Annotated in this window: 18 protein-coding genes; 12 read left to right on the top strand and 6 right to left on the bottom strand. The window is 64.8% G+C overall.

Going from position 1 to position 19723, the window contains the following annotated elements; translation table 11 throughout:
- The first annotated feature begins 64 nt into the window (after nucleotides 1-64).
- Genes AACI_RS12040 through AACI_RS12025 form a run of 4 tightly spaced genes read left to right on the top strand, consistent with a single transcriptional unit; the run spans nucleotide 65 to nucleotide 4348 of the window.
- Complete coding sequence (locus tag AACI_RS12040; RefSeq protein WP_081442643.1) at nucleotides 65-1825, top strand: spore germination protein; 1761 nt, start codon at nucleotides 65-67, stop codon at nucleotides 1823-1825.
- 12 nt (nucleotides 1826-1837) lie between these two features.
- Nucleotides 1838-3040 carry a Ger(x)C family spore germination protein gene (locus AACI_RS12035; RefSeq protein ID WP_041707579.1) on the top strand — a complete coding sequence of 401 codons (1203 nt, stop codon included), beginning with the start codon at nucleotides 1838-1840 and terminating at the stop codon, nucleotides 3038-3040.
- On the top strand, nucleotides 3037-3243 hold the full coding sequence (locus tag AACI_RS12030) for a hypothetical protein (protein ID WP_012811683.1): 207 nt from the start codon (nucleotides 3037-3039) through the stop codon (nucleotides 3241-3243). Before AACI_RS12035 ends, AACI_RS12030 begins: the two co-directional genes overlap by 4 nt.
- A gap of 7 nt (nucleotides 3244-3250) precedes the next feature.
- Nucleotides 3251-4348 carry a GerAB/ArcD/ProY family transporter gene (locus AACI_RS12025; protein ID WP_012811682.1) on the top strand — a complete coding sequence of 366 codons (1098 nt, stop codon included), beginning with the start codon at nucleotides 3251-3253 and terminating at the stop codon, nucleotides 4346-4348.
- On the opposite strand, the gene AACI_RS12020 is transcribed toward AACI_RS12025, so the two are convergent.
- Together AACI_RS12020 and AACI_RS12015 are read right to left on the bottom strand one after the other, a co-directional pair.
- Nucleotides 4349-4747 (bottom strand): VOC family protein, encoded by a 399-nt coding sequence (locus tag AACI_RS12020; RefSeq protein WP_008337281.1) that lies wholly within the window; start codon nucleotides 4745-4747, stop codon nucleotides 4349-4351.
- 15 nt (nucleotides 4748-4762) lie between these two features.
- A complete protein-coding gene (locus AACI_RS12015; protein WP_012811681.1) occupies nucleotides 4763-5584 on the bottom strand; it encodes a phosphosulfolactate synthase in 822 nt (273 codons plus the stop codon).
- A 339-nt stretch (nucleotides 5585-5923) separates the two neighbouring features.
- On the opposite strand from AACI_RS12015, the gene AACI_RS12010 reads away from it, so the two are divergent.
- Entirely contained in the window at nucleotides 5924-7078 is a 1155-nt protein-coding gene (locus AACI_RS12010; protein ID WP_245530604.1) for a C40 family peptidase, read from the top strand.
- Between the two features lie 149 nt (nucleotides 7079-7227).
- On the opposite strand, the gene AACI_RS12005 is transcribed toward AACI_RS12010, so the two are convergent.
- Complete coding sequence (locus AACI_RS12005) at nucleotides 7228-8421, bottom strand: glycosyltransferase family 2 protein (protein WP_012811679.1); 1194 nt, start codon at nucleotides 8419-8421, stop codon at nucleotides 7228-7230.
- A 161-nt stretch (nucleotides 8422-8582) separates the two neighbouring features.
- On the opposite strand from AACI_RS12005, the gene AACI_RS12000 reads away from it, so the two are divergent.
- The 3 genes from AACI_RS12000 (at nucleotide 8583) to AACI_RS11990 (ending at nucleotide 13104) form a co-directional block, all read left to right on the top strand.
- A complete protein-coding gene (locus AACI_RS12000) occupies nucleotides 8583-10670 on the top strand; it encodes a peptidoglycan D,D-transpeptidase FtsI family protein (RefSeq protein ID WP_012811678.1) in 2088 nt (695 codons plus the stop codon).
- Nucleotides 10671-10761: 91 nt separating this feature from the next.
- Complete coding sequence (locus AACI_RS11995; protein ID WP_012811677.1) at nucleotides 10762-11406, top strand: HlyD family secretion protein; 645 nt, start codon at nucleotides 10762-10764, stop codon at nucleotides 11404-11406.
- A gap of 12 nt (nucleotides 11407-11418) precedes the next feature.
- Entirely contained in the window at nucleotides 11419-13104 is a 1686-nt protein-coding gene (locus AACI_RS11990; RefSeq protein WP_012811676.1) for a DHA2 family efflux MFS transporter permease subunit, read from the top strand.
- 184 nt (nucleotides 13105-13288) lie between these two features.
- Here AACI_RS11990 and AACI_RS11985 read toward each other — a convergent pair whose 3' ends face one another.
- Nucleotides 13289-13822 (bottom strand): precorrin-2 dehydrogenase/sirohydrochlorin ferrochelatase family protein, encoded by a 534-nt coding sequence (locus AACI_RS11985; protein WP_012811675.1) that lies wholly within the window; start codon nucleotides 13820-13822, stop codon nucleotides 13289-13291.
- 33 nt (nucleotides 13823-13855) lie between these two features.
- A complete protein-coding gene (locus AACI_RS16605) occupies nucleotides 13856-13993 on the bottom strand; it encodes a hypothetical protein (RefSeq protein ID WP_169304853.1) in 138 nt (45 codons plus the stop codon).
- Nucleotides 13994-14526: 533 nt separating this feature from the next.
- Here AACI_RS16605 and AACI_RS11980 point away from each other — a divergent pair.
- The 4 genes from AACI_RS11980 to AACI_RS11965 are packed head-to-tail and all read left to right on the top strand — an operon-like array spanning nucleotide 14527 to nucleotide 19155.
- The gene (locus AACI_RS11980) at nucleotides 14527-15231 is read left to right on the top strand and encodes a phosphoadenylyl-sulfate reductase (RefSeq protein WP_012811673.1); all 705 of its coding nucleotides are present in this window, start codon (nucleotides 14527-14529) and stop codon (nucleotides 15229-15231) included.
- Between the two features lie 12 nt (nucleotides 15232-15243).
- On the top strand, nucleotides 15244-16926 hold the full coding sequence (locus AACI_RS11975) for an NADPH-dependent assimilatory sulfite reductase hemoprotein subunit (protein WP_012811672.1): 1683 nt from the start codon (nucleotides 15244-15246) through the stop codon (nucleotides 16924-16926).
- 25 nt (nucleotides 16927-16951) lie between these two features.
- Complete coding sequence (gene cobA, locus AACI_RS11970; protein WP_012811671.1) at nucleotides 16952-18382, top strand: uroporphyrinogen-III C-methyltransferase; 1431 nt, start codon at nucleotides 16952-16954, stop codon at nucleotides 18380-18382.
- A complete protein-coding gene (locus tag AACI_RS11965; RefSeq protein WP_012811670.1) occupies nucleotides 18379-19155 on the top strand; it encodes a sirohydrochlorin chelatase in 777 nt (258 codons plus the stop codon). The genes cobA and AACI_RS11965 overlap by 4 nt, the downstream gene beginning before the upstream one ends.
- Before the next feature lie 191 nt (nucleotides 19156-19346).
- Here the strand turns inward: AACI_RS11965 and AACI_RS11960 are convergent, their stop codons facing one another.
- Nucleotides 19347-19712, bottom strand: a complete 366-nt coding sequence (locus tag AACI_RS11960; protein ID WP_012811669.1) for a hypothetical protein — start codon at nucleotides 19710-19712, stop codon at nucleotides 19347-19349.
- Nucleotides 19713-19723 lie beyond the last annotated feature (11 nt).

Below are 19723 nucleotides of genomic sequence, written 5' to 3'. Positions count from 1 at the left end.
ACCTTTTTTTGTGGCATGAAATGGTGGTAAATTCCATACAATATTTCGGGAGGTGATGGAGGTGATGGAGGTGAAAAGTGGTGTTCGCATTCGCCCGAGGCGCCGGCCGCAAGGGAGTCAGGCTGAGCCGGGCGCCGAACAGGGCAGTGAGGCGCAGTCGGGCGGCGAACAGGAGAGCGGTGCGCGCGGCGCCGGAGCGCCGGAAGCGTCTCTGCCGGCGAAGCGCCGGACCAGGGCGTCGGCGGATCGCCTGGGGCGGACCAGTGGCGGGGGCCGGGCATCCGCGGGCGCTCAGCCGGCTCAGTCGGAGCCCGGCGGTCACGCGTCCAAACAGCGACTTCACCGCGGTCTCGCGGACAACCTCGCCGTCCTGCACGAGCTTTTCGACGGCTGCTCGGACGTGCAGTTTCGCCACATCGAGCTCGAAGCCGGCCGTCACGCGGCTCTCGTCTATTTCACGGGCATGGTGGAGCTTGAGGAGCTGAGCGAAGAGGCGCTTGAGCCGCTTTTGACCGCGTTTCACCCGCACACCGTCGGGGACTGCGATCCGAAGCAGTTGGCGGGGCGGTCGCTGCCGGTGGCCCAGGCGGACGTCGTGCAGACGCTCGACGACGCGGTGGACGCGATTGTCCTGGGGCGGGCTGTGTTGCTCATCGACGGCTTCGACGCCGCCGTCTCGCTCACCACCACGTCTCCTCCGCGGCGCGCCATCTCGGAGCCGGAAACCGAGTCGGTGGTCCGCGGGCCGCGCGAGGGATTCACCGAGGACATCACCGTGAATATGTCGCTTCTTCGCCAGAAGCTGCGCACGCCGAAGCTGAAGTCCGTCCCGTACTACGTGGGCACGTACACGAAGACCGAGGTCCGGCTCGTGTACATCGAGGGGCTGGCCGACGAACAGGTCATCGCGGAGGCCAAGCGCCGGATCGAAGGCATCGAGATCGACGGGGTGCTCGAGAGCGGTTACCTGGAGGAACTCATCGAGGATCAGCCGCTGTCGCCGTTTCCCCAGTTTCAGTACTCGGAACGGCCGGACACCGTTGCGGCGCAGCTTCTGGAGGGCCGATTCGCCATCCTCACGAACGGGACGCCGTTCGCGCTGGTGGCTCCGGTGACATGGTGGCAGTTCCTGCAGGCGAGCGAGGATTACTATGAGCGTTTCTTTCTCGTGTACCTGGTGCGCGTGCTGCGCTATGTGTCGCTGTTCATCGCGCTGTTTCTCCCGGCCATGTACATCGCGGTGACCACGTATCACCAGGACATGCTGCCCACCAACCTCGTCATCAGCATCGCGGCGGCCCGGGAGAGCATTCCGTTTCCGGCCATCATCGAGGCGCTGATCATGGAGCTCACGTTCGAGGCGCTGCGCGAGGCGGGCATCCGCCTCCCGCGGGCCGTGGGGCACGCCGTCAGCATCTTGGGCGCGCTCGTCATCGGGGAGGCGGCCGTGGAGGCCGGCATCGTGTCGGCGCCGATGGTCATCATCGTGGCCTTGACCGGCATTGCCTCGTTCACTGTGCCGCGGTACAACGCGGCTATCGCGATCCGCCTGCTTCGCTTTCCCATGATGCTCCTCGGCGCTGTGCTCGGCATGTTCGGCCTTGTCATCGGCGTCATGTGGGTCACGGTGCACCTGTGCAAGCTGCGCTCGTTTGGCGTCCCGTATCTCTCCGGTTTCGCTCCATACAAGCGCCAGGAGGTCAAAGATCTGTTCGTCCGGCCGCCCTGGTGGGAGATGGTGTACAGGCCTTCCTCCTACGCGCATCAGAACCGCAAGCGGATGAACAAGCAGATGATGCCTCGCCCGGAAGGCAACCCGCAGTGATGGGGTGAGACGATGGTGGGCAAGACGGGAAAGTGGGCGGTTGGGATTCTGGCCATCGCGCTGGTGCCCTTCGTCTCCGGCTGTTGGGATCGCCGCGAGATCAACGACATGGCGTTTGTCACGGCCTGCGCGGCGGATCGCGCGGAAGACGGCAAGTACCGCGTGACGGTGGAAGTGCCGCTGCCGGGGAAGATCTCGTCCGTGGGCAATCTCGGTGGGGGCGGCGGATCGAGCGGCACGAAGGCGTATTTCATCGACTCGACAGTGGGCGACACGTTTCGGCAGGCGAACGCGGATCAGCAAAAGGCGATGTCTCGCCAGCTCTACTTTGCGCACATGCGCGTGTTTGTCTTTGGCGAGGAGCTCGCGCGGGACAACATCGCGCAGGCCATCGACGTCATGGCGCGCGTGCCGCAGAACCGCATGACGACGTACCTGGTGGTGAGCGAGGGACCTGGCGCGGACGTGCTCAACACCGAGTCGAGCATGGAAAAGACGCCGGCCGAGTTGTTGCGCGAGCTCGCGAGCCAGTCCGAGCGGCATCCGCGCACGGTCAAGCGGGTCACGGAGGCGCTTTTGGCCGAGGGCCAGGATCCCTACATGCCGCTTGTGTCGGTCATCGAGACGACGCCCGGAGACGAGGCGCGCAAGCAGACGTACATCAAGGTCGCGGGCCTCGCCATCTTTCGCGGCCCGCAGATGGTCGGGATGCTGAAGGGCCGCGAGGCCGACGGCGTGCTGTGGGCCCTCGGCGAGATCAAGCGGCCGATCGTGACGGTGCCGGCCCCACACGGCACGGGCCACGTCTCCGTCATCGTCACGAGGTATCGGACGCGCGTCGCGATGCACCGGGATGGCGATGGCGTCTCCTGCCGCATCACCGTGAAGGCGATGGGGACGCTCGCCGAAAACACGTCCCCGTACATGTACGAGATCACCCAGAACCTGCCGCGCCTCGAACACGAGGCGTCGCTCGAGATTGCGGACGAGATCGCGTCGGGGATGAAGGCCCTGAAGGCCATGCGCGCGGATCCGGTAGGGCTCTGCAACCGCGTGTACCGGCTCTATCCCGCGCTGTGGCATGCGCGAAAGAAAGACTGGCGCGATTCGCTGTACGCCCACATCCCGGTCGAGGTCCACGTGGAGCTCGATCTGCGCAACAGTGGCAATGCGACGTCCCCGGTCGCGGTTCCGGAGGAGGATTTGAAGGCGTGATCGTCAATTTCATCGAGGCGGCGGCGTTCATCGCCGCCCTGTGCGCGCTGCAGTGGAAAGAGTGGAAACAGGCCAATCCGCCGACGAAGATCGCGATGGTCGCCATGATGACGCTGACCGCGGGGGCGTGGGTGGTGTCGAACGTCTTTCCGAACGCGCACACGTCCTTCTCCTGGCTGCCCAAGCCCTTTCACGTGAGGTGAATCGCGGATGAATCAGGTGTCGTCCCGGCAAGTGGTGCTGATGGGCTTCTGTTACGTCTTTTCCGCGACGCTCGTGACCTGGCCTGGGCAGATCCTGCGATCCGCCAAGCAGGACGCGTGGGTGGGAGTTCCGCTGTGCAGCCTCGTCGTCCTCTTGGTGCTGTGGCTGACGGATCGCGCGCTGGCGAGAAACCCAGGCAAAGATCTGCTGACGCTCTTGGTCGAGAAGTTCGGCTGGCTGGGCAAGGCGGTGCTGTTGCTGTACGTCCTGTTTTCGCTGGTGATTATGGCGAAGGACGTGCGGCTTGGGGTCGACTTCGTCAGCGTGGTCTTTTTGCCGGTGACGCCGGCGGTCGTGGTCGGGGCGCTCATCATGGCCACGTGCGTGTTCATGGTGCGCGGCGGGATCGAGGTCATCGCGCGGATGACGGAACTGTATCTGCCCGTGTTTCTTTTGTTCTCCGTGTTTTGCGGCGCCTTGCTCGTCCCGGATCTCAGCTGGCAGTACCTGCAGCCCTTCTTCGAGTACGGCATGGAGCGCCCGGCCGTTGGGGTGTGGTATGCACTCAACGCCATCGGCAGCATCACCATTCTGCCGCTCCTGTTCTCCCACGAGCGGTTTTCTTTCCGCCAGGCCTGCATCTCGCTCGTCTTCTCTTCCCTGTTTCTCGAGTTTGTCCTGGTCATCTGCCAGTTGAATCTCGGCAGCCCGCTCGCGGGTCACTTGATGTATCCCGCATACGAGGCCGTCCGAGAGGTGCGCGTAACGGACTTTCTGGATCGGTTTGACATCCTCATTGTCGGCATCTGGCTGCCGACCATCGTGATCAAGATCGCGCTGAACCTGTATTTCACCATCGCCTGCATGCGGCAAGTCGTCCCGCAGCTTCAGGCGGCGCAGGTGGCGCCTTCGCTCGGCTCGCTCGCGCTCGTGGTGAGCCTGTGGTTGTTTCACACCTCGACGGAGGTGGTGGCCGTCGACGACGTCTGGCCGCTCGTCGTCATGGCGCTGTGGCTCGGGATTCCGGCGCTCGGGGCCATCATCGTCGCGGTACTGAGCCCAAAGCCGAGCGCGCGCAAGCCGAAGCCCCAGCGCGCGCCGTAGTCAGTACATCATGCGGTCGTCGAAGTAGTACTTGAATTCCAGCAGGTTGTTGGACGGATCGATCAGGAAAAAGGTCTCGTGCTCCTCGATGAGGCCCTCGAAGCGGCGGGACAGGTCGTGGTAGAACGGAATGCCGCGCTGTTTGGCGAGCTTGTACAGGTTGTCGAAGTGCTTCTTGTCCCGGAACGTGATGCCAAAGTGGCGGGGATACATGCTCACCTCGCGGTCCCAGCGATCCGACAGATGGCACACGAGCTGGTCGCCGAAGAAATCGAGCGTGATCCGATCCGGATACCGGCGCGCCAGTTTGCAGCCGAGCTTCGTGACGTAGAAGTCGTACGCCTCGTCGAGATCGCGCGCGGGAATGGCCAGGTGAAAGACGTCGTTCGGGTTTCGCATGAAAAGTCAGCCTCCTCACGAATGCCAGAGCGCGGGCTCGGCGTCCGCCAGCGGGAGATCGCCGGTCTCAAACTGGAGCAGCGTGTCGGACCTCAGCCCTCTGCGCAGGGTCTCCAGGGGGATGGCGTCGCCGATGGCCACGTTGCCGAGGTTCACGTTCGGCCCGAGCTTGTCGATGAAGTACTTTTGCAGCGTCTTGTTGGGCGCTTCGAAGATGAGCCGATTCGTGTCGAGCGAAGCCTCCAGGATCTCCTCGATGAGCCCGAAGCGGAGTTCCCCGTTTTCGCGGCAGATGCCGCTCGTGCCCGATTCGCGCGCCTCTGTGATCACATACGAGGCGCCCGCGGCAAAGTCCTCCCGGATGAACTGAATCCAGCGATGCGGCGGAAGGAGCAGCGATTGCTTCACGTCCTTGTACCCCACTTCGCTCAACACCCGGAAGTGGCGAGCGAATCGCTCGATGAACCGGGCCTTCTCCGCGTTGGCGAGCGGCACGGTTCCGTTGGAGATCTCGACGTCGCGGCAGCCGTAGTGCAGGCACATCGCCTCGTAGTCGTCGATCCGGCCCTGGATGAGAAATTTCTCAAACAGCGTGCCGCCAAAGAAGTAGCGAATGCCGAGCCGATTCAGGACCTCGATTTTCTCCTCCAGCTTCGGGGTGACCATGGATGTCCCCCACCCGAACTTCACGCAGTCGATCCACGCCCCGTTCGACTCCATGGCGTCTCGAAACCATCCAACAGGGACCCCGTTGTCGATCACGACGGTCAAGCCGATTTCTCTCGGCTTCTCGAGCCGCTCGGGTTGGCTCAGCACGTCTGTCCATCGCGAATCCATTGCCCATCCCCTCCGCGAAGCGCGTGTCGCTGGTTTGGCTCGAGCATACGGGCCCAAGCTTGAATTCCGGTTGAAATCCTGCGGTCTGAGGCCAGTTTATCAAAAAAAGTTCAAAACGAGCCCAGGCGTCGCTGCGCCCGCTTCGCAAGGGCCGGAGTGCGCCTCGCCATCCGCGCCACGCCCTTCTCGCAAAAAAGCGGATCGAGCAAGCAGGAATTCTTCGCTTGCTGTCGAATATCCGTGCTTCGTAGCGAGAAAGCGCGTTGCGAGGCCCAGCCTGTCGCAAACGCGCGAAACTTGGGGTTGTGGGGAGCGATTATGCGGATCCAATCCAAGTGGTTGACTGGAGCATCGGTCGTCGTTGCCCTGTCGTTCGCCTTGTGTCCCAGACCCGCCAGCGCGGAAACGCTTTCGCAGGCGCAGCAGCAGCTGGCGCAGTTGCAGAGTCAGAAGCGCGCCGTCGAAAGCCGACTTTCCGAGGATGCCGTGAAAGAGGAGACGCTGAAAAACGCCATTCGCGCGTACCAGGTCTCCATCGACAACGTCCAGGCGCAGATTCAGGCGAATCAGGCCCGCATGGCGGCCCTGCGCCAGCAGGAGCATGAGCTCGGCATCCAGTTGAAGCAGAACGAGGCACAGCTCAACCAGGCCGAGGAGGAGCTCGCGCAGATTGTGCGCGGCGAGTACGAGGACGGCAACGTGTCGTACCTCGAGGTGCTGTTCAACGCCACCAGCTTTACGGATTTCCTCTCGCGGTTGTATGATCTCGCCATTGTCTCGAAGACGCAGGATCAGGTCGTGCAGTCGGTCAAAGCGCTGCAAGCGTCCATCGTGGAGAAGCAGCGTCAGGTCCAGGCGGCCGAGCAGCAGGCGGAGCAGGTGGGCCAACAGCTGAGCCAGCTCGAAGCCATGGACGAATCCCTCAAGCAGGCGCAGCAGGTCAAATTGAACGCCGTTCTGCAGGACATCGAGCAGGGCAAGCAGCAGCAGGGCATGCTCGAGAGCCAGATTCAACTCACGCAGTCGGATATCCAGGCCATCGAAGCGGCGACGGCGGCAGCCGAGCAGAAGGAATCGAACGCGCAGTATGTGGCTCAACAGCAGGCCGCGCTCGTTCCGGCTGATCCCAACAGCATCATCGGCTACGCGGAGCAATTCTTGGGAACGCCCTACGTGTGGGGCGGCGAATCGCCGAGCGGCTTCGATTGCTCGGGCTTCACGCAGTACGTGTTTTCGCACTTCGGCATCCAGATCCCGCGGACGTCCGAAGCGCAGTTTGCCGTCGGCGTTCCGGTCAGCCAAAACGACCTCCAGCCTGGCGATCTCGTCTTCTTCAGCACGTATGCCCCCGGCGCGACCCACGTCGGCATCTACATTGGCAACGGCCTGATGATCGACGCGCAGGACATGGGCGTCTCCATCGACAGCGTGTTCAACTCGTACTGGGGACCCAAGTACCTGGGCGCGCGCCGGTTCATCACGACGGGCGGTTGAGCCCAAAGCGTCGGCCTGGCCAACCGTGGCCCATCCCACGCGAAAGGCGTCCGCGATCCCACGTGGGGAAGCGGACGCCTTTCTTCTGGCTGCGTGCGGGCGTTGCAGTCGTGCGCCGGGATCGCCGAGCGTTGCGCCGTCGCCGGAGGTCACAGACCTCGGCGCAGTTCGCGCAGCGTGTAAAACGTGTCCCGCCACACGAGCCCTCCTCGGCGAACCGCCAGCACGGCCGAACGAATGAAGGCGTAGCTGTACAGCAGCATGCCGAGCGGCAGGATGAGGAACTGGTGCTTGGGCAGTCTCAAAAACACCGCATGAAGTTCATATAAGATTCCCATGAGGACGAGACAATACAGATAAACCAATCGATACCAACCCGGTCCGAAGATGGCCCCTGCGAAAGGCGTCGTGTAGAGCACCATCATCACCATCATGGCCGCCGTCAAAAGCACCGCGGAATAGTGAAATGCCGGCAGCGGCGCTTTCTCCATGCCGACGACCATCGCGCGGAAGCTCGGATACCACTCGATCTCGATCATGTCCTGCGCCACGACGAATCGCTGCCGAAATCCATGCCGCTTGATGAGCTTGCCGAGGTGGAGATCGTCGTCGGGACGTAAGCTGATGGCTCGATGCGTGCCGATGCGCTCGTACGCCTCGCGGCTGACGAGGTTGAACGCGCCGATGCCGGCGTGTGCGCGAGTGCGCCTGCGGTACGCGCTCTGGGGCCGCTTGAACAGCACATAGTTGAAGATGTACATGGCCGTCAATAGCTTCAGCGCGTAGCCGGATGCGATGAGCCTCGGCGCCACGGTCAGGTGATGCAGCCGATGCGCGTGCACGTAGGCCATGGCCCGTTCCACCGCGTCCGGGTAAAACCGCACGTCCGCGTCCGCAAACAGCAGCCAATCGCCCGTCGCGCGCATAGCGCCTGCATACAGGGCGTGGTTCTTGCCCAGCCATCCACGCGGCAGCTCTCGGATGTGCACCGGCACAATGCGCGAATCGCTGGCCGCCATCCGGTCGATCACGTCGCCCGTCCCGTCCGTCGACCGATCGTCAACCGCGACGATTTCGAGATCCGGATACGTCTGGCGCAGCAGCGATTCGAGCGTGACCTCGATGTGCTCCCGCTCATCGCGCGCCGCCACCACGACGCTCACGCGGCCATAGGACGGTGGGCTCGCTCTCGCCGCCTCACGGGGCCGAAGGCGCGGCGTTCGCACGAGGTCCGGGATGGTGCGGAGAAAGATGGCCGTCCACACCACCGCGCACAGGACGGGCAGCCACGCCGCCCGCGGAAGCGCGTGCGCAAGCCAGGACCACACGAAGTTGGAGAACATCGGATCATTCCCCCTTTCGCCCCGCGGGGGTCCACAACTTTATGGTAATCTAGGCGTGGGGCGCAGTCCAACAAATCCTGCCTGCCCACCTCATTGTACGCCGATCTCGCCGCGCCCGCACGGCGCGGACCGCTCTGCATAGCAAAGGACGAGGTTATCGTATGCGATTTTGGAAACGCCAAGAACTGACCGAAGAGGAGCGCCGCTGGCGCAAGCGCCAGTTTCGCACGCACGTGATTTACGCCATGATCTTTTTGTCCTTCACGAGCCTTCTGCTGCGCGCCGCGTACGTGCAGATATCCAATGGAAAAGCGTATCGGCAGGCCGAACTCAGCATTCCCAAGGCGCGCATCCCGGTCCTGCCGCAGCGTGGCTGGATCTACGATGCCAACGGCCAAGTGCTGGCGTGGGACAAGCCGTCTTTGTCCATCGTGATGAACCGGTATTCCACCACGTCGGACGCGACGTATCGGCATCTCGCGAGCGCGTTGGCCCCCGTCCTTCACCAGACGCCGCAGGCGCTCTATCGCCTCATGAAGTCGGACTCCGGTACGATTCAGGTGACGCTCGCCAAAAACGTCTCGCTCGCCCAGGTCGCGTATGTGGTGGAGCACCAATCCGAGCTTCCCGGCGTGCAGGTGATCCAGGACTACATCCGCGAGTATCCGTACGGCGATCTCGCCGGACAGGTGTTGGGCTATGTCGGCGCCATCACGGCGGAGAACGTGAGCCGGTACCAAGGGTATCTGTATAGCCAGAAGGTCGGAGAGACGGGGGTCGAAGAGCAGTACGAGCCGCTCTTGCAGGGCAAACCAGGGTATGAGCTCGTGACCATCAACAGCGCCGGCAACGCCATCGCGGAGGCGGGCGAGATCCCGCCGCAGAACGGCGACAACCTGCAGCTCACTCTCGACGGGCACGAGCAGGCGTGCGCGCAGATGATCATGCAGAGCATGATTCAGAAGGTGAGCGACAAAAACGCGGTCGAGAACGCCGCCGCCGTGATGCTCGACGTCAAGACGGGCGGCGTGATCGCCATGGTGAGCTACCCGTACCTGGACCCGAACTGGTTCACGCTGGGGACGCTGGGGCAACACGCGCACTACGTGTCGACCTCGGGCGCCCAGGTGAACAACGCCATCGCCATGGTGAATTACCCGGGATCGACGGTCAAGCCGGCCAACCTCATCACGGCGATGAAGGCGGGGCTCGTGAATCCGCAGACGACCATCGAAGACGACGGGTACATCTACATCGGCAAGTCGCGCAAGAACGAGGACGAGGGATTCGCGTTCGGCGCCGTGGATCCCGTCGAGGCGCTGACGGTGTCGAGCGACGTGTTTTTCTACGAGGTCGGGCTGTGGCTCGGCAAATGGTTCGGATCGAGCGCGACGCAGGGCGGGTCGTGGCCAGCGCAGGATGGCTCGTACCAACACTACCTGAACACGGACCTGGCGAAGGGGATGAACGCGCTGTTTCAGGGCGAAGCGGACTTTGGCCTCGGCTATAAGACGGGGATCGACCTGCCGTACGAGAACGACGGCGCGTTTTATATCCTCGACTCGCGCCAGGGCAATCGGCAGGTCCCGTATGATCTGAAGGCCAGCGAGCGGTCCATCGCGAAGACGGGGGAGTACGTGAACTACGGATCGCCGGCGAGTTTGGCGGATGCCGCCATCGGCCAGTCGCAGATGTTCACGCCGCTTCAGCTCGCGGAATACGCGCTCGCGCTCGCGAACCGAGGGGTCCGGGTGACGCCGCACGTGTTGCAGGCGGTCTATGGGCCGAACGGGACGCCGACGAACGGGGCCAAACCCGTGTCCACGGTGAAGCCGAAGAGGACCGGACGCGTGACCGCGCCGGATTGGCAGTGGAACCTCGTCCAGCGCGGCATGATCGGCGTGACGTCCAGTCCCAACGGCACGGCGTATGGGGCGTTCGCCGGGGCGCCGTATCAGGTCGCGGGCAAGACGGGGACGGCGCAAATTATGCTCGGCGGCAAACCGACCGACAACTCGGTCTTCATCTGTTATGCGCCGGCTGATCATCCGCAGGTCGCGGTGGCCGTGATGGCGCCCGGAGGCGGGTATGGCGCGCAGTTTTCGGCCGTGATCGCGCGGCAGATGCTGGACGCGTACTTCAACGAGCATCACGCGCCGTTCATGCCAAAGAATGAATGGACCGATACCTCGATCCCGGCGAACTGGAAGTCGTCGCCCGCGTATCAAATCCCGGAACAAAGTCCGTAAAGGGTTGGATATAGGTGGCATGCGGCGGCGAGCATGAAGCCGCGCGTCCGTGGGACACTTCACTTGACGAAGTTTTGGCGGAGGTGTCCCGATGAATGCAAGGCGGCTTCTCCTCATCCAGGTGATCATCCTCGTGGTTATCCTCGCGGCCGGATTTGTGGGGTACTACTTCTATCACCAGTCGACGCTGTACCTGAAGACGGACGACGCCCAGGTCACCGGGCGGCAGATTGTCATCACGGCGCCGGCCTCCGGCGAGCTCACCTCGTGGAACGGGACCGAAGGCGCGCAGTTTTCGGCCGGAGACGTGATGGGCACCATCAGCGTGCCTGGCGCGAAGGGCGCGACGGTCAGCGTGACCGCGCCGGAGACCGCCACCATTGTGCAGAACCAGGCTGTGAACCATCAGTTCGTCGTGGCTGGCACGCCTCTCGCGTACGCGTACAACCTGAACGATCTCTGGGTGACGGCGAACGTCAAGGAGACGGACATCAACGACGTGCACGTCGGCCAGAACGTCGACGTCTATGTGGACGCGTTTCCCGGCACGTCGTTCCAGGGCGTGGTACAGCAGATTGGCCTCGCGACCGCGGCCACGTTCTCGCTGCTCCCGCAGACGAACAACAACGCGAACTTCACCAAGGTGACCCAGGTCATCCCGGTGCGCATCCGGCTTCAGACCTACACGGGGCAACTGGTGCCTGGGATGAGCGCGACGGTCCGCATTCACAAATAAGGGGGTGGGCGCATGAACGGCGGAGAGACCATCGCCGGCCGCCCGCCTGAGCCAGGGCCCGGCGGGCCCACGGGTGAGCCGGTGTTGCACAAGGGGCCCATCCTGTTTTCGCTCATCCTGGGTGCGTTTGCGGCCATCCTCAATCAGACGCTTCTGAACGTGGCCGTGCCCAAGCTGATGGCCGACTTCAACGTGTCGGCGAGCACCGTGCAGTGGCTTTCGACTGGGTACCTGCTGACGAACGGCATCGTCATTCCGATGACGGCGTTTCTCATCGGCACGTTCACCACGCGCCAGCTGTTTCTCGGGGCCATGTTCCTGTTTGGCGTCGGGACGCTCCTGTGCGCGCTGGCGCCCGACTTCCCAGTGATGCTCGTCGGACGGATCGTGCAGGCGGCCGGCGCGGGGATCATGATGCCGCTCATGATGACCGTGATTCTCAACCTGTATCCGCCGGAGACGCGCGGCCGCGCCATGGGCACCATCGGCATCGCGATGTTCTTTGCCCCCGCGGTCGGCCCGACGCTGTCTGGCTGGATTGTGCAGAACTACTCGTGGCGGGTGCTGTTTTACATCGTGCTGCCCGTCGCCGTGATCGATCTCGTCGTGGCCTCCATCTTCCTCAAAAACGTCACCGAGCGGACGTTTCCGAAGTTCGAGTTTTGGAGCTTCGTGGCGTCCACCATTGGGTTGGGTTCGCTTCTGTATGGCTTCAGCGAGGCGGGCAACAAGGAATGGGGCGCTACGGAGGTGGTGGCGAGCATCGCGGTGGGCGTGGTGTTCCTCATCTTGTTTGTGGTGCGGGAGCTCACGTCGGCTCATCCGCTCTTGAACCTGCGGGTGTTTCGATACGGCGGATTCACCATCGCCGCGGTCGTGAGCTGTGTGGCGAACATGGCCATGTTTGGCGGATCGCTCCTCACGCCCATCTACGTGCAGGACGTCCGCGGCTATTCGGCGCTCGATTCGGGTTTGATCCTGTTGCCGGGAGCTATTCTGATGGGCATCATGTCGCCCATCTCCGGCGCGCTGCTCGATAAAATTGGGATTCGCCCGCTCGCCATCGTGGGACTTATCATCACGGTTGTCACGACGTGGGAGCTCGGTCGCGTCAACCTGCAGACGCCGCTTGGCGACATCATGTGGATCTACACGCTTCGCATGTTTGGGCTGAGTTTCATCATGATGACCATCATGACGGCGGGGTTGAACCACCTGCCGCGGCAGTACAACAGCCACGGCACGGCGGCGGCCAACACAGTGCGCACCATTGCGGCGTCGCTCGGCACCTCGCTTCTCATCACCATCATGACGGATCGGTCCAACATGCACTACCAGCAACTGGTCACTTCGGTGCAGACGAACAACCCGTTCCTGAACATCACGCTGTCCCAGTTCGCGCATGCGCTCGCCGCGATGGCGCCGATGACCGCACAACAGGCGAATGCCCTCGTGACGTACCTGCTCTATGGTCAGGCGCAGCTTCTCGCCGCGGTCGAGGGCATCGATGACAGCTTCCTCGTGGCAGCGGGCATCGCGCTCGTCGCGCTGGTGTTGTCGCTCTTCTTGCGCAACGTGAAGCGGGCGAGAGCGTCCGCTCCGGCGCCTGCGGAAGGGACCCCGCCGGCCGTGATGGAGGGCACTCGCCGCAAGGTGGCCGTCCTCCGCAGGACGCTTCGCCCGCGGCCCGAGGGATGAGGCAATGCAGGTTCGGGCCCATCGCGCCTTTGGGGGACGACACTGGCCCCAAGGCCGAGTGGGCCAAGACCAACGCGATGTGGCCGGCCTTCGTGGGAAATCGTCGACGTGGACGGCGCGGTGAACGCGTAGCAGGACGCCTGGAAGGTCTACCTGAATCTTGCCGCGTACGCGGCGATCGGCGTCATGGTGGCTCGGGAGGCGACTTGCCGGCGCCCGGCGCGTCGGCGCACCGCCGAAGCAGCCGAATGAACGTGTCGCCGCCCGTCGCGAGGTCTTGTTCCAGCGCTTCACGCAGACTTTTCGCGAGGCCGGGCTTGGTCCCGTCCGTCGCAATGGACACGGAAATCTCGCCGACGCGGACCACACTCGCGAAGTCGAGATCGCTGTCGGAGGCGTCGTCCGCCCGATTGCACCAAATCCCGCGCGCACGCGCCTCCGCGCGCACGGCGGCGTTGACCGCCGGATCGTCCGTCGCCGCGACGGCGAGGGCAAAGTTCGTGAGATCGCCGGGCTGGTAGGCGCGGTCGATCCACGTCACCAGGTCCTGTTGGACGAGCTCGGTGGCTTCAGGGCCGAGCGTCGGGCTCACCAGGGTGACCTTGGCTCCGGCTCTCGCGAGCCGTTCGGCGCGCCTCGCGCCCACGCGCCCGCCGCCGATCACGGCGCACGGCATGCCGCGCGGCTTGAGCCAGATGGGGACTCGGTCCGATGACACGCTATCACCTCGTGCGGACGGGGCTTTCTTCCCTCAATCAAGTTCCCTGCGCAGCGCCTCGAGTTGCCCCGCGGAGAGACCTGTGGCTTCGCGGACGAGGTCGAGATCGACACCCTGTCGAAGCAGGTTCCGCACCACGCGGTCGATGCCTTCCTGGAGGCCCTCTTTCAAACCCTCGTGTCGTCCGTCCTCATACAACTCTTCCGCCAGGCAGTGTGGGCGCCTCCGACACGTGGGCGTGCTCTATCACGACGGCTCGAATGCGCCGTCGGACGCGGTGAGCGAGGCGGGCATCGTATTCCAAGAAGCGATGAAGCGACGGCTCGCGGCGACCTTGAAACTCCGAGTGAAAAGGTCCCCGTTCACCGCACATTCCTCCCTCCATGATAGGTCACGCGCTGTTGTCTGACAATGATCGGTATGGCCGCGCGGTCGGCGTCCGCTCGCCGCAGACGCTCGCGCCAGATGGAACCTGATTCGGCGCCTGACTCGCTTCATCCTGTTTTCTCCAAGCTCGAATGCTGATGATGTTGTACGCCTCCGACGGTTCGAGCCGCTCGCCGCGTATCCCATTGCGCTTGGGGACGCGTTCGCAATCGCGCCCCAATCACCCTAAAATCCGATTGACATTACAGTCAAACGCGATTAACGTGGAGATACGGTAGAATGTCGCATAAACCAATTGGAATTTGGGGTGAATATCCATGGCTGTGACCCTGGAAGAGGCGGCGTGGATTGAGGAGTTGGCCGCGACGTACGAAGAGGCGCGACCGGAGGACATCTTGCGCGAAGCGCTGCGCAGGGTGCCGAACATCACGTTTGCGTGCTCGTTCGGCGCCGAGGACATGGTGATCCTCGACATGCTGATGTCCATCGACCAGCAGGCCGACGTGTTCTATCTCGACACCAACGTGTTGTTTCCCGAGACGTACGAATTGATTGAACGGGCCGTCGCCAAGTACGGCATCCCGAACCTGCACCAGGTGCTTCCGAAGCTCACGCTCGAGGAGCAGGCGGCCCAATACGGCGACGCGCTCTGGAGCCGCGATCCGAACCTGTGCTGCAAGATCCGCAAGGTCGAACCGCTCGCGGCGTTTCTCGCGGGCTACGACGGCTGGATCACCGGCATCCGGCGCGAACAGGCGCCGACGCGGCGCAACGCCAAGGTGTTCGAGTGGGACGCGAAGTTCAACATCGTCAAAGTCAATCCGCTCGTGCGCTGGACGGAGAAGGACGTGTGGAACTACATCGTGGAACGCGGCGTCCCCTACAACCCCTTGCACGATCGCAACTATCCGTCCATCGGATGCCTGCACTGCACGCGTCCCGTGAAGCCAGGCGAAGACCCGCGGAGCGGCCGCTGGGCCGGCTTCGACAAGACCGAGTGCGGCCTTCACGCCGATCAGTGAGGGGGTGCGAGCGTGTCTGAGGAGAAGCTGTCCAAGGTCGAGATCATCAAGAAGAACAGCCGCTTCCTGCGCGGGTCGCTTCAGGAGGAGCTCCAGAACGACGCCTCTCATTTCACCGAAGAGGCCGTGCAGGTGCTCAAGTTTCACGGCACGTACCAGCAGGACGATCGCGACCTGCGCCGAGAGCTGACCAAGCAGGGCAAGGAACGTCATTACATCATGATGATCCGCGCCCGCATCCCGGGCGGTGTCTTGAGCGCGGATCAATACCTCGTGTTCGACCGCTTGGCCGACGAGTACGGCAACGGCACCATGCGCATCACCACGCGCCAGACCTTTCAGCTCCACGGCGTGCTGAAGCGAAACCTGAAGTCCACGATTCGCCGCATCAACGAGGCGCTCATCACGACGCTCGGCGGCTGTGGCGATCAGGTCCGCAACACCGTCGGCTGCGCGCATCCGCACCAGGGCCCGTTCGAGGACGCGGTCCGCCGGGATCTGCTCCGGCTCGTGGACGAGACGAGCGCCAAGACGAATGCGTACCACGAGATCTGGCTCGACGGCGAGCGGGTGGACCCGGAGGTCGATCGCGCCCGTGAGACGCTGTACGGCGAAACGTACCTGCCGCGCAAGTTCAAGATTGGCTTCGCCTACGAAGGTGACAACTGCTCGGACGTGTACTCGAACGACATCGGTATCGTGGCCCACCGGGACGGCGAGAACGTGGCCGGGTACACGCTCCTCATCGGCGGCGGCATGGGGCGCACCGCGAGCGACAAAGAGACGCACCCAGCGCTCGCGAAGCCCTTTGCGTTCGTCACCCCGGGCGAGCTCGTCGACGTCGTCAAGGCCATCATCACCATCCAACGCGATCACGGCAACCGCGAGAACCGCAAGTTCGCCCGCATGAAGTACCTCGTCGAGTCGCGCGGGATCGACTGGTTCCGCGAGGAAGCCGAGCGCCGTTTGGGGAAAAGGCTCGCGCCGCCGCGCGAACTCGTCTGGCACTCGAGCGACGATCACCTGGGCCGCATCGAGGATGGCGACAAGGTGCACCTCGGGCTGTACGTGGAAAACGGCCGGATCGCCGATAAGCCAGGTTTTCCGCTCAAGTCGGCGCTCGCGGCCGCCATCGCGAAGTACCGCCCGACCGTGCGCCTCACGACGCAGCAAAACTTGATCCTGGCCGATCTCGCCCCCGAGGCGGCCGACGCCCTCCAGGCGGAGCTCGCCGCGCAGGGCATCCGCCTGCCGGACGCGTACTCGCCCGTCAAGCTGCGTTCCATGGCCTGCCCGGCCATGCCGACGTGCGGGCTCGCCATCGCGGAATCCGAGCGCGTGTTCCCGAAGGTCGTGGAGCGCCTCGAGGCGGTGCTCGCGGAACTCGGCCTCGCGGAGGAGCCCATCACCGTCCGCATGACCGGCTGCGCCAACGGGTGCGCGCGGCCGTACATCGCGGAGATTGGCTTTGTCGGCCGCGTCATCGGCAAGTACGACATCTTCCTCGGCGCCAACGTCGCCGGCACGCGCCTCAACGCGCGTTTTTGCGAGATGGTGCCGTTTGACGATCTCGTCCCGACGCTTCGCCCGGTGCTCGAGCTGTACCGCGACGAGCGGCTGCCCGGCGAGCGGTTCGGGGATTTCTGCCACCGCGTCGGGATCGAGCGGCTGAAGGAAGCCGTCCCGGTCTCGTGATGGCATCGCAGGAGGAGGGAGCGACATGGCATATGGCCGCGTGGCGCTCGTCGGCGCCGGCCCTGGCCACCCGGGGCTTTTGACCGAGCGCGCCCGAGCGCTCGTCGAACAGGCGGATGTGGTGGTCTTTGACAGGTTGGTCTCGCCGCGCCTGCTCATGCACGCGAAACCGGACGCCGCGCTTTTGTACGCCGGCAAGGCGCCGGGCTGCCACGCGCTCGCGCAGCGGGACATTGAGGCGATGCTCGTCGATTTGGCGCGCCATCACGGCCTCGTCGTCCGCCTCAAGGGGGGCGATCCGCTCGTGTTTGGCCGCGGCGCGGAGGAAGCGTCCGCCCTGCGCGAGGCGGGCGTGCCGTTCGAGCTGGTGCCAGGCGTCACGTCGGCCGTCGCCGTGCCCGCGTTTGCGGGCATTCCAGTGACCTTGCGCGGCGTGAGCCGCTCGTTCGCCGTGGCAACCGGGCACGCGGGCGACGGTCTCCGGGCGCACCTCGACGCCCTCGCGGGGGCCGAGACGCTGGTCCTGCTCATGGGCGTCGCCGAACTGCCGCGCATTGCAGCGGAGCTCATCGCCCGGGGCATCTCCGCCGACACGCCGGCCGCCATCGTGGCGTGGGGCTCGCGCGCCAAGCAGCGGTCCCTGCGCGCGACGCTTGCCACGCTGGCCGCCGAGGCGGAGCGGCGGGGCATCGGATCGCCCGCCGTGATCGTCATCGGCGACGTGGCGGCGGATGCGTCGCTCGGCTCGTGGTTCGAATCCATGCCGCGCTTCGGCGAACGCCACCTCCTCTTTGCGTCGTCCATGCGCGAGGCGCTCGCGCACGCGGCGCAGCTTGAGGCCGAGGGGGCGGAGGTGCTCGCCCACACGTGGGATCGAGCGCGGAGTTTGCGAACGGCTGACGTGGACGCTGCGGTGTCCATGTCGGCGCACGGCAAGCCGGTGGGCTTCGCCTTCCGCACGGCGCTCGGCGTTGAGACGTGGCTCTGCGCCGTGCAGCGCGCCGGATTGGATCTGCGCCGGCTCTCGAATCTCAAGCTCGCCGCCGTCGACGGCTACGTCGCGCAGGCCCTGCGCGATCGCGGCCTTGCGCCCGACGCCCGCTCGCTCGGCGAGATGGCGCGGATGCCCGTGGAGGTGTGGTTCGCCGAGGCGCCCGGCTCGGGCCGCGACGCGGACGTGGAGGCGGCCTGCAGGGCGAGCGGCGCCGAGGTGCGGCCGCTTCATCTCCTGGGCCCGCGGTTCGTGCCGGCCGTGTCCGCGCCCTGGCAGCCGTTCGTGCGGGCGTGGCGCGACATCGTCGCCGAGTGGCTCGCCGACGGCCCGGCCGACCTGTGGGCGCTCGGCGATCCCGCCCTGTTGCGGCCGCTCGCCGTCGACGTGGGGATGGGCGGCGAGCCGCTGCGCCGCGCCGACGCGTTCGGGCTCGCGGCCGCCGAGGCGGTGTGCGGCGCATGATACGCGGAGAGGGCAAGGTTCTGTTCATCGGCCACGGGACGAGGCTTCAAGACGGGATGCACATGTGGCACCGGTTTGTGGACGATGTTGCGGAGCGCGCGGGGCTCTGCGAAGGGGATGTCGCGGGCGCGTTCGTCGAGATCGCCCGGCCGGATGTGACGGAGGCGCTCGTCCAGCTGGCCGAGACGGGCGTGCGGCGCGTGCACATGGTGCCGCTCCTTCTCTTCTCCGCGGGGCACATGCGTGTGGATCTTCCGGAAGCTGTGGCGCGCGCGGAGGAACGGGTGGGGCGGCTGCAGCTCACGTGGAGCCAGCCGTTCGGGGACGAACCGGCGTTCATCGACGTGGCGGTGGATCGCGCCCGGGAGCTTGTCGCGCGCATGCCGGAGGGGGCTGGTGTCGTCCTGGTCGGACGGGGCAATCGCGACGAGGACGCGCAGCGCGCGTTTGCGGGCGTGGCGGCGAACGTGGCAAGCCGGATCGGCGCGCCGCTTGTCCACGGCTACCTGGCCGGCACGGGTCGCTCGCTGGAAGGGGCGCTCGAAGAATTGTGGCGCATGGGCTGCCGGCACATCGCCGTCGTGCCGTATCTTTGGTTTCCGGGGCTCCTCACGGAGGGACTTTCGGAGCGGGTGAACCGATGGCGGGGAGAGAGGCGCATCTCGCTTCAGGTCGCGGCGCCGCTCGGGCGAGATCCGCGGCTGGTGGCGCTCGTGGCCGAGCGGGCGCGCCAAGGAGTGGCGCACGGGCTCGGAGCCGGCAGCTCGGCGTGATGGGGCCTCGTCAACACGCACCTCGCGATGAGGCTCGTCCACTTCGCCCACCATCTGCTCAAGAACGCGACCCTCTCGAACGACGCAGGGTCGCTCCTTCGCACCCGCATGCGAAACAGCCAGCAACCAAGAAAAAGGGGCTAGCCCCTTACCCTCCTCGAACGGATGGGTTTTGGGACAGCCCCATCGGTTTACCACCAGTAGCCAGGGTAACCGTACCCATATCCATACCCATAGCCGTAACCGTAATACGGGTACGGGCGGGCCACCGTTGCGCCGAGCGCCGTGCCGAGCGTGAGGCCGGTCAGGGCGCCGAACGCGAAGTAGCCGACGGGGGCGTACACCGTCTCGATGTCGCCGCTTTCCGCCTCGTCGAGCGTCGAGAATCGTTCCTCATTCTGGCCCGCCGCGTGGGCAATCGGTCGCACGTTGAGAAGATAGATGCCGTGATCGCGGACGCTGTGCAGGATGCCGTGATACCGGCGGCCGTTCACGTGGTGCACGATGACGGGTCGCCCGACGTATTGCTTCGCAATGGGATACAACGGATGTGGCATGGCGAGACTGC

This window comes from Alicyclobacillus acidocaldarius subsp. acidocaldarius DSM 446 (assembly GCF_000024285.1).
Lineage (GTDB): Bacteria > Bacillota > Bacilli > Alicyclobacillales > Alicyclobacillaceae > Alicyclobacillus > Alicyclobacillus acidocaldarius.
Note: the sequence above shows the minus strand (reverse complement) of the source record. Positions and strands in the feature narration are given on the sequence as shown.

What these genes read in the sequence shown, in the direction of transcription:
- AACI_RS12040 (WP_081442643.1), top strand. Translation starts at nt 65, where the DNA reads ATGGAGGTGAAAAGTGGTGTTCGCATTCGCCCGAGGCGCCGGCCGCAA.
- AACI_RS12035 (WP_041707579.1), top strand. Translation starts at nt 1,838, where the DNA reads ATGGTGGGCAAGACGGGAAAGTGGGCGGTTGGGATTCTGGCCATCGCG.
- AACI_RS12025 (WP_012811682.1), top strand. Translation starts at nt 3,251, where the DNA reads ATGAATCAGGTGTCGTCCCGGCAAGTGGTGCTGATGGGCTTCTGTTAC.
- AACI_RS12020 (WP_008337281.1), bottom strand. Translation starts at nt 4,747, where the DNA reads ATGCGAAACCCGAACGACGTCTTTCACCTGGCCATTCCCGCGCGCGAT.
- AACI_RS12015 (WP_012811681.1), bottom strand. Translation starts at nt 5,584, where the DNA reads ATGGATTCGCGATGGACAGACGTGCTGAGCCAACCCGAGCGGCTCGAG.
- AACI_RS12005 (WP_012811679.1), bottom strand. Translation starts at nt 8,421, where the DNA reads ATGTTCTCCAACTTCGTGTGGTCCTGGCTTGCGCACGCGCTTCCGCGG.
- AACI_RS12000 (WP_012811678.1), top strand. Translation starts at nt 8,583, where the DNA reads ATGCGATTTTGGAAACGCCAAGAACTGACCGAAGAGGAGCGCCGCTGG.
- AACI_RS11995 (WP_012811677.1), top strand. Translation starts at nt 10,762, where the DNA reads ATGAATGCAAGGCGGCTTCTCCTCATCCAGGTGATCATCCTCGTGGTT.
- AACI_RS11990 (WP_012811676.1), top strand. Translation starts at nt 11,419, where the DNA reads ATGAACGGCGGAGAGACCATCGCCGGCCGCCCGCCTGAGCCAGGGCCC.
- AACI_RS11980 (WP_012811673.1), top strand. Translation starts at nt 14,527, where the DNA reads ATGGCTGTGACCCTGGAAGAGGCGGCGTGGATTGAGGAGTTGGCCGCG.
- cobA (WP_012811671.1), top strand. Translation starts at nt 16,952, where the DNA reads ATGGCATATGGCCGCGTGGCGCTCGTCGGCGCCGGCCCTGGCCACCCG.
- AACI_RS11965 (WP_012811670.1), top strand. Translation starts at nt 18,379, where the DNA reads ATGATACGCGGAGAGGGCAAGGTTCTGTTCATCGGCCACGGGACGAGG.
- AACI_RS11960 (WP_012811669.1), bottom strand. Translation starts at nt 19,712, where the DNA reads ATGCCACATCCGTTGTATCCCATTGCGAAGCAATACGTCGGGCGACCC.